Genomic DNA, 14,376 nt, shown 5'->3' with positions numbered 1-14,376 from the left:
CGGTTACATTCCGAACCCGGAAGCTAAGCCTCACAGCGCCGATGGTACTGCAGGGGGGACCCTGTGGGAGAGTAGGACGCCGCCGAACTCCTTTTGAGAAAGAGCCCCAACTCCGGGTGAGAACCCGTGAGTTGGGGCTTTTTCGCGTTCACGGCACGGTCATGCGCACGTCACTGAGGATCCACGGTCTCGTTGAGGCCGCCTGCCAGCGTCGTGAACCATGGTCCTCAGACGCAGAAATCGACGTCGAGTTGTCACTGTGCTGGCTGGTACGGCCGTGCTCGCCACCGGGGCCGCCGTAGCGCTCGCGGCCGTCGGTGGGCAGGGCACCGCAGGTCCCAAGGGCGACGGGACCGCCGTAACTCCCGTCGGCTACAAGGTCACCCCGGCCGGCCACCAGGTCCAGTTGGGCAATCTCCCCCTCAACGCCGTGCTCTCGCCCGACAAGAGCATGCTCCTGGTGAGCAACGCCGGTCAGGGCACCCAGTCCCTCCAGGTCGTCGACCCCGCCGACTCGGAGGTCGTGCAGACCATCTCCTACCCGAGCCCCCAGGCCGTGTTCACCGGGCTCGCCTTCAGTCCCGACGGCAAGCGGGCCTACGCCAGCGGTGGTGGGCGCGAGATCATCCACACGTACGACGTGAACGGTGGCCGGCTCACCGAGACCGCCCCCATCAAGCTGCCCACGAAGAACCCCGACGGGCAGGCCGTGAACATGTATCCGGCCGGGCTCGCCGTGACGCCCGACGGGCAGCGGCTCGTCGTCGCCGACCGGCTCGCGGACGCGGCCACCGTGGTGAATCTCGCCGACGGATCCATGTCGACCGTGGCCGTGGGGCACGCGCCGTACGCCGTCGCGCTCGCCGAGGACGGGAAGACCGCGTTCGTCACCAACCAGGGCGGCGACACCGTCAGCGTCCTGGACCTCAGCGGGTCCGCGCCGGTGGTCTCGACGACCGTCAAGGTGGGGACGCACCCCAATGCCGTCGTCGCCGACGCGGGACAGCACACGCTCTACGTGGCCAATGGCGACAGCGACCAGGTGAGTGTCATCGACGTCGCCACGCGGAAGGTCACGCGGACCATCTCGCTCGCGCCGTACCCGAACGCACCCGTCGGCAGCAATCCGGACGCCCTCGCGCTGTCCGAGGACGGCCGGCGGCTGTATGTCGCCAACTCCGGGAACAACGACCTCGCTGTCATCGAGCTGAAGACCGGCCGCACCGCCGGGCTCATTCCCACCGCCTGGTATCCGACGGCCGTCGTCCCGCTGGACGACAAGCTGTACGTCACCAACGCCAAGGGGCTGGGCGCCGGTCCGAACAACGGGCCTGGATACCCGAATCCGACCTCGACCTCGCCTCAGTCACCGGACCAGTACTCGGGCTCGATGATCAAGGGCACGCTGTCGGCCATCCCCCTCGACGGCGGGTGGAAGCAGTTGGGGCGCTGGACGCGGACCGTCGTCCTCAACAACGGCTTCGAGGACGGGAACAGCCCGCGGGCCGTGGGGGCCGTCGTGCCCCGGCGGGTCGGGGAGCGGACGCCGATCAAGCACGTGATCTACGTCGTCAAGGAGAACCGGACCTACGACCAGGAGTTCGGGTCGCTGGGGAAGGGGAACGGGGACGGCTCCCTGAACCTGTTCGGCAACGACTCGGCGCCCAACGCCCGCGCGCTGCAGCGGAAGTTCGTCACCCTCGACAACTTCTACGCCGACGCCGAGGTCAGCGCCCAGGGCTGGAACTGGACCGTGGCCGCCAACTCCAACCCGTACAGCGAGGAAGGGTGGCCGGCGAACTACTCGGGCCGTAACCACAGTTACCCGTCCGAGAACGGCGACCCGGCGATCGCGCCCAACAAGGACCCCGAGCACGCCTACATCTGGCAGCGGCTGGGCGACAAGGGCGTCTCCTTCCGTAACTACGGCTTCTACGTGAACACCGACGCGAGCGGGAAGTCCGTAGCGGCCGATCCCGTGCTCAACGCCGCCACCGACCACGACTTCGGGCCGTACAACCTGAGCTGCCCGGACTCGGCCGGTACCTTCACCGCGCGGTCGAAGACCTGTGGCGGGCCGCGGATCGAGGAGTGGAAGAAGGAGTTCGCCCAGTACGAGCAGGACGGGAACCTGCCCGCCTTCGAGATGGTGCGGCTGCCCAACGACCACACCTCCGGCACCAGGGCCGGCATGCCCACCCCGCAGGCCTACGTCGCCGACAACGACTGGGCGCTGGGGCAGCTGGTGGACACCGTCTCCCACTCGAAGTACTGGAAGTCGACCGCGATCTTCGTGACCGAGGACGACGCGCAGAACGGCCCGGACCACGTGGACGCGCACCGGACGATCTCGCAGGTCATCAGCCCGTACACGCAGACCGGGCGGGTCGACTCGACCTTCTACTCGACCGCGTCCATGGTGCGCACGATCGAGCTGCTGCTGGGGCTGCGGCCCATGACGCAGTTCGACGCGTACGCCACCCCGATGGTGAACTCCTTCACCGCCGCACCGGACGCCTCGCCTTACACGGCCGTGAAGCCGAGCACCGATCTGACGGCTGTGAACACGGTCAACTCGCCGATGGCCGGGGTGTCGGCGAAGCAGAACCTCACCAAGGAGGACCAGATCGACGAGCGGACCTTCAACGAGGCGATCTGGAAGAGCGTGCGCGGGGCCCGGAGCCGGATGCCCGAGCCGCGGCACGAGCTGTACGGGGCCGTCCCCGACGACCAGGCGCAGAAGCTGGACGATGACGACGACTGACCGCTAGCCGGCGGTCGTGAAGTCGACGTCCGCCGTCTTCACCGTCCCGCCCCGGCGGCCGGGTACGTGCTGCCCGCTCCAGTAGAGGTTGGTGTGGGCTATCACCTGTTCCGGGGCGGGCGCGCCGTATTCGCTGAGGTCCTCCGTGGTGTGGGCATCGGCGACCAGCGTGGCGTCGTACCCGCGGGTCTGGGCGCCCTGCAGCGTCGAGCGGACGCAGAAGTCGCTCTGGGCGCCCGTGACGACGAGCCGGCCCACGCCGTGCTCGGCCAGGACGGACTCCAGGTCGGTGTCCTCGAAGGAGTCCCGGTAGCTCTTGGCGACGAGGGGTTCGGTGTCGAGCCGCTTCAGCTCCGGGACGTACTCCCAGGCCTCGGTGCCGGCCACCAGTTCCTCGTCCTGGTGCTGCACCCAGACGACCGGTACGCCGGCCGTGCGGGCCTTGTCGAGCAGGGTGTTGATGTTCGCGATGACGCCGTCGCGGTTCGGGGAACCCGGTACCACCACTCCGTTCTGGACGTCGATGACGAGCAAAGCCGTGTTGGGGCGTTCGGAAAGCGTGGTCATGCGCCCACGGTAGGCCCCGCCACCGACAGTCGGCCTCGTAGGGCGGCCCGTATTTGGGATGAGCGGGCCCGCGGGTGCGGGCTACGGTGGCCCCATGACCACCCTGACCAGCGACGACTACGTCGTCCGCGCCATACGACCCGAGGACTGGCCCGCCGTGAAGCAGCTGCGGCTCGACGCGCTGCGCGATCCGGTCGCGCACATCGCCTTCCTGGAGACCTACGAGGTCGCCGTGGACCGGCCGGACTCGTTCTATCAGGAGCGCGCCATCGGGTCCGGTGTGGGCTCGACGACGGCTCAGCAGTTCATCGCCGAGGCACCGGACGGCACTTGGGTCGGCAGCGTCACCGTGCTCATCGAAGAAGCCGGGACGAAGGACTGGGCCGGGTATCCGGTCGAGCGGCGGCAGGGGCATGTCGTCGGGGTGTTCGTACGGCCGGAGCACCGCGGGAACGGGCTGATCCAGGCGCTGTTCGAAGCCGGTGTGGCCTGGGCGTGGGAGCGCGGTGCGGAGCGGGTACGGCTGCTCGTGCACGAGGACAACGCGCGGGCGCAGGGGGCGTACCGCAAGGCGGGGTTCGCGCCGAGCGGGGTGGTCTTGTCGTTCTCCAAGGACAAGGCTGAGAACGAGCTGGAGTTCGTGCTGGAGAAGTAGCGGCTAGACCGGCAGTTCCCGGTGCGGCCAGCGGGAGCGGGCCTGTTCGCGGGAGCGGAGCAGGGCCAGGGTCGGCAGGCCCTGGTCGGCTCCCGTGGTGAGCAGGTCCGGGAGCTGGGGGACGGGGGCCACGGCCGCGATGTCGTCCAGGACCAGGGTGAGTGGTGGGTCGAGCCGACCGGAGGATGACCGTTCGGCCATGCGCCGGCCGCGCTCGACCACGCTTGCGGTGAGGGCCGTCAGGAGGGGCATCGCGCCCGGGTTGGTCCTGGGGTCCTCGATGGATTCACCGACCACATAAAGCGTGCCCCCTTCCTGGACAAAGGAATCCAGGGCGAGCGCGTCGGTTCGGTTGGGATTGCAGGCTTCGCGGATGTTGACCGTGAAGAGGGCCGACAGGGCACGGCTCGTCAACTCCTGGGCCATGTCCTTGCGCTCGGGGTGCGCGGTGAGCGCGGCCTCCAGCTCGCCGGCGGCTCCAGGGGCGGCCTTGAGGTGCGTACGGAGGGTACGTACGGCCTCCTGGATCTGGGTGCCCTGGGACCAGCGGTGGACGTGGCGGATGGTGAGGTTCTCCAGGGCGGCGGCGTGGAGGTAGCTGCGCAGAAGCGTTGTCGCGGTGTCGGCCACCGCCTGGTCGATCTTGGCTGTGGGCTGGACGGGGCTCAGGAGGGCGGTGGCTCTCTGCAGTGCCGTCTGCTTGTCCTCGCAGCCTGTGGTCGGGGACCAGTGGAGGCGAGCCGGGGTGTCGCAGAGGTGGGTGGGGTCGTAGAGGAGGGTGGGGCCCAGTTTGGCTCTGGCGTCCTTGGTCTCCGCCCAGAGGGCCGGGTTCGAGGTGACGACCAGGGCGGGGCCCGAGGCGTCCTGGACGGCCTGGACCGCGGTGGCGTGGCGGCTTTCCCTGGGGGCGATGAGGATTTTCGCCCACCCGACCGTCCGTTCACCATTGACGGGAAAGTGGCCGCCGGCCGGTTCCTGCGGCGCAGGAGCCGGTGCAGGAGCAGCTGCAGGCTCAGGCGCAGGCTCCAGGCGAGGCGCGGGCACCTCGTGCTGGGGCTGCGGCTGCGGCAGGGGCTGTGTGTACGCCTGCCGCTCCGGCGCCGGAGTGGCGGCAGGAGGCTGTACTCGGCTGCCGTCCACCGCCTCCGTCTCGTAAGCCCGTTTCGCTCTCCTCGCCCGCCACCGCGCCAGCGAGCCGATCGCGAACACGGTCAGGACGAACAGGATCATCAGCTGGCCGATGAACAGGCCCCAGAACAGGCCCCAGCCGGAGAGCTGGCCCGGAGGGGTGTTCGGCCAGGCCCCGGTGAGGTCGTGCGGTTGGCCGATGAGGTGGCGCATGGCCAGCGGGGTGCGGGTGAAGTTGACGCCGGCGGGCCAGGCGCCGTTGGCGAACCAGGCCGCCAGGCCTGTGGCCGTCCACACCAGCAGGGTCATGCCGAGGAGGAAGGCGAGGATGCCGACCAGCAGGCCGTCCGGGATGCCGCCCTGGCCGCCCTGGCCCTCGCGCCGGTCCGCACGGCGATCGTGGCGCTCGTCCGGTCTCACGCCTCTCCCTCCCCTGCCCCTACGCCACCGTCGACTCGGAGTCGCCCAGGTGCTGTTCCACGAAGGCCGCCGCCCGCTGTTCGGCCTCCAGTTCGGCGGCGCGCAGCGCGTCGTCGGCCGTGAGGTCGCTGGAGGACTCGGTCATCGCGCGGTCGGTGAAGACCAGCGGGCGTTCGGTCTCCGTGATCAGGTGTTTGACCACCTGGACGTTGCCGTTGACGTCCCAGACGGCGATGCCGGGGGTGAGGGTGGGGATGATCTCCACCGCCCAGCGGGGCAGGCCGAGCACCCGCCCGGTGGAGCGTGCCTCGTCCGCCTTCTGGGCGTAGATCGTCCTGGTGGACGCCATCTTCAGGATCGCCGCGGCCTCCTTGGCCGCTGCCCCGTCCACGACGTCGGACAGATGGTGGACGACCGCGACGAAGGACAGACCCAGCCGCCGGCCGAACTTCAGCAGGCGCTGGAACAGCTGGGCCACGAAGGGGCTGTTGATGATGTGCCAGGCCTCCTCGACCAGGAAGATGCGCTTCTTCCGGTCGGGGCGGATCCAGGTGTGCTCCAGCCAGACGCCGACGATTGCCATCAGGATGGGCATGGCGATGGAGTTGCGGTCGATGTGGGACAGGTCGAAGACGATCAGCGGGGCGTCCAGGTCGATGCCGACCGTCGTCGGGCCGTCGAACATGCCGCGCAGGTCACCGTCGACCAGGCGGTCCAGCACCAGGGCGACGTCCAGGCCCCAGGCCCGTACGTCGTCTATGGCGACGTTCATCGCCTCCGCCGACTCCGGTTCGGGGTGGCGCAGTTGCTCCACGATGTCCGTCAGGACCGGCTGGCGGTCGACGATCGTCTCGTTGACGTACGAGTGGGCGACCTTCAGCGCGAAGCCGGAGCGCTCGTCGAGGCCGTGCCCCATCGCCACTTCGATGATGGTGCGGAGCAGGGCCAGCTGGCCGGTCGTCGTGATCGCCGGGTCCAGCGGGTTCAGCCGGATCCCGTGGTCCAGGGCGGCCGTCGGATCGAGCCGGATCGGCGTTATCCCCAGCTCTTCCGCGATCAGGTTCCATTCGCCGACGCCGTCCTCGCCCTGGGCGTCCAGGACGACGACCTGGCGGTCCCTGAAGCGCAGCTGGCGCAGGACGTACGTCTTCTCCAGGGCCGACTTGCCGTTCCCGGACTCGCCGAGGACGAGCCAGTGCGGGGCCGGGAGCTGCTGACCGTACAGCTGGAAGGGGTCGTAGATGTAGCCCTTCCCGGAGTACACCTCGCGGCCGATGATGACACCGGAGTCGCCCAGGCCGGGCGCGGCGGTCGGCAGGTAGACCGCCTGGGCCTGGCCGGTGGAGGTGCGCACCGGAAGCCGGGTCGTCTCGACCTTCCCGAAGAGGAAGGAGGCGAAGGCGTCGGTGAGGACGGACAGCGGATCCCGCATCGGCGAATCAGCCCCTACCTTCGGATGCCGGTGGCGAAGGGAAGTGTGTTCACGAAGGCCCGGTGGTGCTCGCGGTCGCACCACTCCAGCTTCAGATACGACTTGCCTGCGGAGGCCCTTATGGTGCGCTTGTCGCGGTTCAGTGCCTCCGGGGAGCGGGCGGAGACGGTGATGTAGCCGACCAGGTTGACGCCGGCGGCGCCGCTGGCGAGGTCCTCGCCGCGCTGGTCGAGGCGGGAGTGGGCGGCCACGTCCCGGGGGTCGACGGTGCGGTTCATCTTGGCGGCACGGGAGGCCTCGGCCTCGTCGTTGGTCTTCTCGGTCAGCATGCGCTCGATGGCGATCTCGGTGGGTTCGAGGTCCATCGTGACGGCGACCGTGCGGATGACGTCCGGGGTGTGGACGAGGAGGGGCGCGAGGAAGTTGACGCCGACGGGCGTCATCGGCCACTCCTTCACCCAGGCCGTGGCGTGGCACCAGGGCGCGCGGGTGTTGGACTCCCGGGTCTTGGCCTGGAGGTAGGTGGGCTCCATGGCGTCGAGCTCGGCCGGCCAGGCGTTGCGCTGGGTCATCGCCTGGATGTGGTCGATGGGATGGTCGGGGTCGTACATGGAGTGGATGAGGGAGGCGAGCCGCCCCTGCCCGAGGGGCTGCCGCACCCGGATGTCCGCCTCCTGGAGGCGCGAGCAGATGTCGGTCAGCTCGCGGGCCATGACGACGGCGAGCCCCGCGTCCCGGTCCAGCTTGCGGCCCGCCTGCGGGCGTGCGGCCCGGGCCATGGCCTGGGCCTCGGAGGCCAGTTCGCGGGTGTAGTGCATGCAGGCGACGAGGTAGGCGCGGTGCTGCTCGCTGCTGGTGGACACCATGGACTGGAGCTGGTCGTACGACTGCTGCAGCCACTGCGGTGAACGCCCGTCGCCGCGCTGGGCGACGTCCTTGGCGTGTGCGTCGGGGTCAGCGGGCAGCGTACGGGCGAGCATCTGCAGCCGGGTCACGAAGCCGTCGCCGTTGGCGACGTGCTTGAGCAGCGTGCCGAAGCGGTCGACCAGGGCCTCCTGGTCCTCGGAGTCGCGCAGTCCGACGCCGGGGCCCTCGATCTCGATGGCGGCGGTGACGGTCCTGCGGTCGGCGTGCAGCAGTACGGCGATCTCGTCGGGCCCGAAGGGGGCGGCGAGCCAGCTGATCCGGCCGATGCCGGGCGGCGGTCCGATCTCGACCTCGCGTCCGTCGAGGCGGGTGCCGGCCTCCGCGGCGGTGGAGCGGTAGACGGCCCCGCGCTTGACGGTCCGCTTGTAGGAGCGGTTGATCTCGAACCACTTGTAGAAGGTGCGGCGCTTGTACGGCACGTACACGGCGGCGAGCGCGAGCAGCGGGAAGCCCGTCAGCAGCACGATCCGCAGGGACAGCACCGGGACGAGGAGGCCGCACATCATGCCGAGGAACGCGCCCGCGATGATCAGCGCGATCTCGCCGGACTCGCGGTTCCGGCCGACGATCGCGTTCGGCCGGGCGCGGCCGATGAGATACGTACGGCGGGGCGTGACCGGATGGGACAGATGGGACTCGGTCGTCAACGCCCTTCACCTCCCGTGCGGTTGTTGCGGGTGTTGCCGGCGTGCGGGGTGTTGAGCGGGCTGGCCGCGCGGGGCGCGGGTGTGGCGGAGGGGACGGCTCCGCCGTTGCCGCCCGGGGTACGGCTGCCGTGGGCGGCGACGCCGCCGGAGGCGGGGTTGGCGGGGCGCGGCGTGCTGCTGCTCTGCGCTCCGCCGCCTGCGTTGTTGTCGGCGCGGCTGCTGTGGGTCTTGATGCCCTGGGCGACCAGGGTGGCGGGGGAGCTGATGACGGCGGCGGCCTTGCCCTCGGCGCCCTGCATGATGCGGTTGTTGCGGGAGCCGGCGATCTCGTCGCCGAAGCCGGGGACGAAGCGGTAGATCATCGCGCTGGCGAAGATGGCGAGCAGGATGATGGCGAGACCGGAGACGACGGCGGAGAAGGCGTCGGGGCCGTTGTCGGAGGACAGTGCGCCTGCCAGTCCCAGCACGATGACGATGACCGGCTTGACGAGGATGACAGCGATCATGATCCCGGCCCAGCGGCGGACGTGCCCCCACAGGTTCTTGTCGACCAGTCCGGCGTAGACGACGGTGCCGAGGAGGGCGCCGACGTAGAGCAGGGCGGCGCGGATGACCAGCTCCAGCCAGAGGATGCCGGCGGCGAGGATGCTGACGAGGGACACCACGATCAGCATGATCGGTCCGCCGCCGATGTCGTTGCCCTTGTTGAGGGCGCCGGAGAAGGTGCCGAAGAACGTGTCCGCCTGGTCGCCGGTCGCCTTCGCGAGGACGTCGGTGACGCTGTCCGTGGCCGAGACGACGGTGTACAGGATCAGCGGGGTGAAGGCGGAGGCCAGCACCGTCAGCCACAGGAAGCCGACGGCTTCGGAGATGGCGGTGGTGAGCGGCACACCGCGCACCGCGCGCTTGGCGACGGCCAGCAGCCACAGCAGCAGCGTCAGGATCGTGGAGGCGGCGAAGACGACGGCGTACTGCTGCAGGAACTTCTGATTCGTGAAGTCGACGTTGGCGGTCTCCTTCACGGCCTTGCTGAGTTTGTCCACCGTCCAGGAAGCGGCCTCGGCGCAGCCTTTGGCCAGCGAGGACAGGGGGTCGAGAGTCGAGTCCAGGGAGCCGTCGGAGTTGGATCCGGTGAGGCCCTTCTTGGCGCCGCCGTTGTCCTGGTCGCAGAATTCCCGAGCGGTGCCGTGGAGCAGGGCGCACGGGTTGTTGCTCGTCGAGGGTGAGGGAGTGGGCGCGGCCAGGGCACGCGTGGCCAGGAGGACCGCTGCCGTCTGAGCGGCCGTGACCGCGCCGGCCAGGGTGAGTACGCGGCGACTAGCGGGCATAGGTGAACCCTCCGTACTCCTGGACGGCCTTGGACATCTCATCGGAGCTGGAGGCCCTGTCGTCGCCGGGTACGGGCGCCGGGCCTTCCTGCTGGGACTGCGTGCTGATCTTCCAGTCGCCGCCGGCCCACTCGAGTTTCATCGTGATGGTGAACCAGCTGTTGGTGACCGGGTTCGTGGACTTGTCGCCCGCGAGACCGAGGAGGCCACTGCACCAGACCTCGACCGTCGCGGTGTCGCTCGTGGACTCGGTGACCTTGGTACCGATCGGGCTCGTGCGTGAGACGAATGTGTAGCCCCTCGGCGCCGAACCGTCGTCGTTGAGACCGAGGTTCTCGTTGAAGGCGGGCGTGTACGCCTTGTCGAACGCAGCCTCGGAACGCGATAGCTGGGACGGAACGGTGACGGCCTGAAGGATGGCATCGCGTGCGGCCTTGTTGAACATCTCGGCGGACCCCAGAGCCACCGCATAGTTCGCCGCCGCGCTCTGTGCTCCTTGCGTGCTGTGGGCGAAGCCGGAGGGGATGGCGGCGGATGACTTGGTTTCCACCGGACGCGTCCCGCTGGCTGCCGTAGGGGCGGCCTTCGGGCGGGAGCCCTTGGCTGTCGAGTCGTCGGACGACGAATCGTCTCCGCGGTTCGCGAAGGCGATCGCGGCGATCAGGACGACGACGACGCCGACGACCGTGACCAGGCTCCGCGAGGAGGACCGGCTGTTTCTGCGGGGCGCGCCGCCGTAGGGGTCGCCCCCGGGCAGGCGGGTCCGGGTCTGGCCCGCTTCGGCGTAGCCCTGCTCGTCTCCGGGACTCATGCCGCGTACGCCCCCTCCACCTCGTAGAGATACGACGGTAGCCGTGCTGGTTTCCGCGCGGGCGCGGTGTGGTGACTCGACATCAGGGAAACGCAACCTCAGCCGGTGGGCACGACGGGTGGGTGGGGTGGAGGGGACCAGGACCGGGCGTGCCCGGGAGGAAGTAGGAGGAGGGGAAAGGGAAAAGGAAGAGCGTCAGACCGCCATGCCGTACACGATCGTGAACAGTGTGCCCAGGGAGCCGATGATGAAGACTCCGGTGAGACCGGCGATGATGAGGCCCTTGCCCTGTTCCGCGCTGAAGGTGTCCCGCAGGGCCGTCGCGCCGATGCGCTGTTTGGCCGCACCCCAGACCGCGATGCCGAGGCAGAGCAGAATGGCCACTGCCATCACCACCTCGATCATCACCTTGGCCTCGTTGCCCAGGCTGCCGAAGGGGCCCCAGTCCGGAGCGATCCCGCCGATGATGGTGTTGATGTCTCCCTTGTCGGCCGCAAAGAGCATGTAAGTCACCGCCCCTGGTGGGTAGTTCCGCAAGACCCTGCCGTGTGCAGGGGTCAGGTCTCATTCTCGCCGACAACGTCGCCGTCGTATGTCGACTTGACGTCATTGACTGGCGGGTTTCGTACGCATGGCTAGTACGGTCACTCTGTGTATCACGGCAGGTCACGCCGGGCAACGAGGCCCCAGCGAAACCTGTCGTGTGGTTCCGTCGTTGTCCTCCTTTACGGCCTCCGTCCCGACCTGGCACGGTTTTTGACGGCTGGTCGGGTGAGGTGCCGAGTCGATGGTCTCACGGAGCGCACGGGGCATTCCGTGTGCAGGCGGAAGGCCGTAGTGCGGGCGGTGCTCGGCGACTTGGGGGCGGGCGCCGGGTCAGCGAGGGCTCAGGCCGTGCAGCAGCAGGTGGACGTGCTCGTCCAGGCCGGCCACAGCCTCGTCCGCGTCGAGGGCGCAGCCGGCGATGAGTGCGGCGAGGCCGTGCAGGCTCGCGGCGGCGACCATGGTGATGCGCTCGGGGTCGCCCTGGATGATCTCCCCGCGTCCCTGGGCCTCGGCGACCAGCCTGGTGAAGGAGCCGAGGGAGCGGTCGACGGCCGCCGCGAGCTGCGCGGAGCTGTCGGGGTCGTGCTTGCGCGCGAACATCAGCTCCAGCAGTTCCGGGTGCGCGACGGCGAACCCGAGGTAGGCCCGTGCGAGCGCCGTCATGTGTTCCTCGAAGGTCTGGCCGGGGCTGTCGGCGGCATCCAGGGCCTGGTTGAGGCGCTCGTATCCGTCCAGCGCGAGGGCGTCGAGCAGTGCCTGCTTGTCCTTGAAGTGCCGGCCCGGCGCGGCATGGCTCACGCCGGCGTCACGGGCCAGCTCGCGCAGCGAGAGCGCGCCGACGCCCTTCTCGCGCAGGGTGCGCTCGGCGCTCTTGAGGAGGGCGGTGCGCAGGTCGCCGTGGTGGTAGGGGCGGTTTGTGGACGGGCGCGGCATGCGGACCATCGTATCTCGATGTTGTCATTGACAGCATTGTTGGCGCTGCCTACATTGGCTTCCATGGCCGAGACGACCGAAGCGCGCGGTACGCGCACCAAGTGGAATGCGACCCACCTCCCCGACCTGACAGGCCGTACGGCCGTGGTCACCGGTGCCAACAGCGGCATCGGCTTCACCGCGGCCCAGGCGCTCGCGCGGGCCGGGGCACACGTGGTGTTCGCCGTACGGGACCTCGCGCGGGGCGGGGCCGCGGCGGCGAAGGTGAGCGGCAGCACCGAGGTGCGCCGCCTGGACCTGGCGGATCTGGACTCGGTACGCGAGTTCGCCGCCGGCTGGGACCGCCCGCTGGACCTGCTGATCAACAACGCGGGCGTGATGATGCTGCCGGAGCAGCGCACGAAGCAGGGCTTCGAGATGCAGTTCGGCACGAACCACCTGGGCCACTTCGCGCTCGCCAACCTGCTGCTGCCCTACGTCACCGACCGGGTGGTGACGGTCGCCTCCGCCGCCCACCGCTGGGGCGACGCCCGGATCGAGTTCGAGGACGTCAACCTCACCGGCCGCTACAACCCGCAACGCGCCTACGCCCAGTCCAAGCTGGCCAACCTGCTCTTCACCCTGGAACTCCAGCGCCGCCTGACCGGGGCGGGCTCCGGAGTGCGCGCCCTGGCGGTCCACCCGGGCTACGCGGCCACCAATCTGCAGAGCCACGCCGGGAACCCCGTCGCGCGGGCGCTCATGGCCGTCGGCAACAAGCTGCTGGCCCAGGACGACAGGGCCGGCGCCCTCCCCACGCTCTACGCCGCGACCCAGGACCTCCCCGGGGCGGCCTACGTCGGCCCCGACGGGCTGGGCGAGTGGCGGGGCGCGCCTACGCTGGTGGGCCGCAGCGGGGCGGCGAGCGACCCGGAGTCGGCCCGCCGCCTGTGGACCCTCTCGGAGGAGCTGACGGGGGTGGCGTGGGGGCTCACGGCGGCGCAGACGTCGTAGGCGCTCACGCCGCAATCGCAGCCGGGCTCAGCCGACCGTGACGTGCTCGTCCATCCCGAGCTGTTTGTGGTTTTCGACCGGGCAGTGGGTGGCGTCCTTCGGGTCCCCGAGCCCGCCCCGGGCGTGCCGGAACCCGTCGAACCGTGCGACTGCCCGCCGCCCCCGCCGGAGCAGGCGGCCAGGAGGAGAGCGGCGCGGAAGGTGGCCGCCGTCGTACCGAGCGTCGTGCGCGTCATACGTGCCGAGACGGTCATGCGGCTCACCCGCACGGCCGGATACGGTGACGCGTGGACGACTCCTCCAGGACCCACCAGGACTCACGGATGGCGGCAGGCATGGGCGGCGGCACCGGCCGGTTGAACTTCCGGCTCGACGGCCGCACAGCCCTCGTGACCGGCTCGGTGCGCGGGCTCGGGCTGGAGATGGCGCGAGGCCTGGCCGCCGCCGGGGCACGGGTGATCCTCAACGGCCGGAACCCGGACACCGCCGAGGCTGTCGCGGTGCGCCTGCGGGAGGAGGGCTACGACGTCCTCGCCGCCGCCTTCGACGTCACGGACCGGGAGGCTGCCGAGCAGGCGGTGAGCGGGCTCGGCGACATCGATGTCCTGGTCAACAACGTGGGCCGATGCGACCCGCGGGCCGTGCACCAGATGACCCCGGACGAGCTGTCCGCGATGCTCGACGTCCACCTGGCCTCGGCGTACGCGCTGAGCCAGACCATGGCGCAGGGCCTGGCCGCGCGCGGTGTGCCGGGCCGCATCATCAACGTCTCCTCGGCCGTCGGCCGGCTGGCCCGCACCGGCGACGCCGCCTACGCGACCGCGAAAGCGGGCCTCGACGGCCTGACCCGGGCCCTGGCCGCCGACCTCGGCCCCAGCGGCACCACGGTCAACTCGGTGGCACCGGGCATCTTCGCGACCGACCTCGACACGGAGCCGGCCGACGACCCCGAGCGGGAGCACTGGCTGCGCACACGCACCGCCCTGGGCCGCTGGGGCCGGCCGGGAGAGCTCGCGGGGCTCGTGGTCTTCCTGGCGAGCGACGCGGCGTCCTTCATCACCGGGCAGACGATCGCGGTGGACGGGGGGATGACGGCGCCCGCTTGAGCAAGGGCTCGGGTACGGGTCGTCGACGCGCGCCGTACTGGCGCGGAGGCGGGACGGGAAGGTGCCCTTTACCGTGGGTACGAAGCCGGGCGCTGCATCGGGCCTCTCGTCATCGACCC

General features: G+C 70.0%; 12 protein-coding genes and 1 rRNA gene. 5 read left to right on the top strand and 8 right to left on the bottom strand.

The features are described from left to right. Positions 1–88 (top strand): 5S ribosomal RNA (gene rrf / locus ACWD3E_RS15985); the annotation flags it as partial. 171 nt (positions 89–259) lie between these two features. Beyond that, the gene (locus tag ACWD3E_RS15980) at positions 260–2,764 is read left to right on the top strand and encodes a beta-propeller fold lactonase family protein (protein ID WP_451388130.1); all 2,505 of its coding nucleotides are present in this window, start codon (positions 260–262) and stop codon (positions 2,762–2,764) included. Between the two features lie 3 nt (positions 2,765–2,767). Here ACWD3E_RS15980 and ACWD3E_RS15975 read toward each other — a convergent pair whose 3' ends face one another. Continuing rightward, positions 2,768–3,331 (bottom strand): cysteine hydrolase family protein, encoded by a 564-nt coding sequence (locus ACWD3E_RS15975; protein WP_451388129.1) that lies wholly within the window; start codon positions 3,329–3,331, stop codon positions 2,768–2,770. A 94-nt stretch (positions 3,332–3,425) separates the two neighbouring features. Between ACWD3E_RS15975 and ACWD3E_RS15970 the strand changes: the two genes are divergently transcribed. Continuing rightward, on the top strand, positions 3,426–3,986 hold the full coding sequence (locus ACWD3E_RS15970; protein ID WP_451388128.1) for a GNAT family N-acetyltransferase: 561 nt from the start codon (positions 3,426–3,428) through the stop codon (positions 3,984–3,986). Positions 3,987–3,989: 3 nt separating this feature from the next. Here the strand turns inward: ACWD3E_RS15970 and ACWD3E_RS15965 are convergent, their stop codons facing one another. The 7 genes from ACWD3E_RS15965 to ACWD3E_RS15935 form a co-directional block, all read right to left on the bottom strand. Then, the gene (locus ACWD3E_RS15965; protein ID WP_451388127.1) at positions 3,990–5,534 is read right to left on the bottom strand and encodes a type IV secretory system conjugative DNA transfer family protein; all 1,545 of its coding nucleotides are present in this window, start codon (positions 5,532–5,534) and stop codon (positions 3,990–3,992) included. Between the two features lie 19 nt (positions 5,535–5,553). Continuing rightward, positions 5,554–6,966 (bottom strand): ATP-binding protein, encoded by a 1,413-nt coding sequence (locus tag ACWD3E_RS15960; protein WP_451388126.1) that lies wholly within the window; start codon positions 6,964–6,966, stop codon positions 5,554–5,556. Positions 6,967–6,980: 14 nt separating this feature from the next. After that, on the bottom strand, positions 6,981–8,540 hold the full coding sequence (locus ACWD3E_RS15955) for an SCO6880 family protein (protein ID WP_451388125.1): 1,560 nt from the start codon (positions 8,538–8,540) through the stop codon (positions 6,981–6,983). Beyond that, positions 8,537–9,868, bottom strand: a complete 1,332-nt coding sequence (locus ACWD3E_RS15950; RefSeq protein ID WP_451388124.1) for a hypothetical protein — start codon at positions 9,866–9,868, stop codon at positions 8,537–8,539. The genes ACWD3E_RS15955 and ACWD3E_RS15950 overlap by 4 nt, the downstream gene beginning before the upstream one ends. Then, complete coding sequence (locus ACWD3E_RS15945; protein ID WP_451388123.1) at positions 9,858–10,679, bottom strand: hypothetical protein; 822 nt, start codon at positions 10,677–10,679, stop codon at positions 9,858–9,860. The genes ACWD3E_RS15950 and ACWD3E_RS15945 overlap by 11 nt, the downstream gene beginning before the upstream one ends. A gap of 195 nt (positions 10,680–10,874) precedes the next feature. Further along, positions 10,875–11,183: a hypothetical protein gene (locus ACWD3E_RS15940; protein WP_014673544.1), complete on the bottom strand. Its 309-nt coding sequence runs from the start codon at positions 11,181–11,183 to the stop codon at positions 10,875–10,877. Between the two features lie 372 nt (positions 11,184–11,555). Then, entirely contained in the window at positions 11,556–12,167 is a 612-nt protein-coding gene (locus ACWD3E_RS15935) for a TetR/AcrR family transcriptional regulator (protein WP_451388122.1), read from the bottom strand. Positions 12,168–12,221: 54 nt separating this feature from the next. Here ACWD3E_RS15935 and ACWD3E_RS15930 point away from each other — a divergent pair, with 54 nt between their 5' ends. Together ACWD3E_RS15930 and ACWD3E_RS15925 are read left to right on the top strand one after the other, a co-directional pair. Further along, positions 12,222–13,151, top strand: coding sequence for an oxidoreductase (locus ACWD3E_RS15930; protein ID WP_451388121.1), 930 nt, complete (start codon positions 12,222–12,224; stop codon positions 13,149–13,151). Positions 13,152–13,438: 287 nt separating this feature from the next. Continuing rightward, on the top strand, positions 13,439–14,257 hold the full coding sequence (locus ACWD3E_RS15925; protein WP_451388120.1) for an SDR family oxidoreductase: 819 nt from the start codon (positions 13,439–13,441) through the stop codon (positions 14,255–14,257). Positions 14,258–14,376: the final 119 nt, after the last annotated feature.

It is taken from the genome of Streptomyces sp. NPDC002676 (assembly GCF_053592455.1).
The sequence above is the reverse complement of the archived record's forward strand: the minus strand, read 5'-3'. Positions and strand labels throughout refer to the sequence as shown.

What these genes read in the sequence shown, in the direction of transcription:
- ACWD3E_RS15975 (WP_451388129.1), bottom strand. Translation starts at nt 3,331, where the DNA reads ATGACCACGCTTTCCGAACGCCCCAACACGGCTTTGCTCGTCATCGAC.
- ACWD3E_RS15970 (WP_451388128.1), top strand. Translation starts at nt 3,426, where the DNA reads ATGACCACCCTGACCAGCGACGACTACGTCGTCCGCGCCATACGACCC.
- ACWD3E_RS15960 (WP_451388126.1), bottom strand. Translation starts at nt 6,966, where the DNA reads ATGCGGGATCCGCTGTCCGTCCTCACCGACGCCTTCGCCTCCTTCCTC.
- ACWD3E_RS15950 (WP_451388124.1), bottom strand. Translation starts at nt 9,868, where the DNA reads ATGCCCGCTAGTCGCCGCGTACTCACCCTGGCCGGCGCGGTCACGGCC.
- ACWD3E_RS15945 (WP_451388123.1), bottom strand. Translation starts at nt 10,679, where the DNA reads ATGAGTCCCGGAGACGAGCAGGGCTACGCCGAAGCGGGCCAGACCCGG.
- ACWD3E_RS15940 (WP_014673544.1), bottom strand. Translation starts at nt 11,183, where the DNA reads ATGCTCTTTGCGGCCGACAAGGGAGACATCAACACCATCATCGGCGGG.
- ACWD3E_RS15935 (WP_451388122.1), bottom strand. Translation starts at nt 12,167, where the DNA reads ATGGTCCGCATGCCGCGCCCGTCCACAAACCGCCCCTACCACCACGGC.
- ACWD3E_RS15930 (WP_451388121.1), top strand. Translation starts at nt 12,222, where the DNA reads ATGGCCGAGACGACCGAAGCGCGCGGTACGCGCACCAAGTGGAATGCG.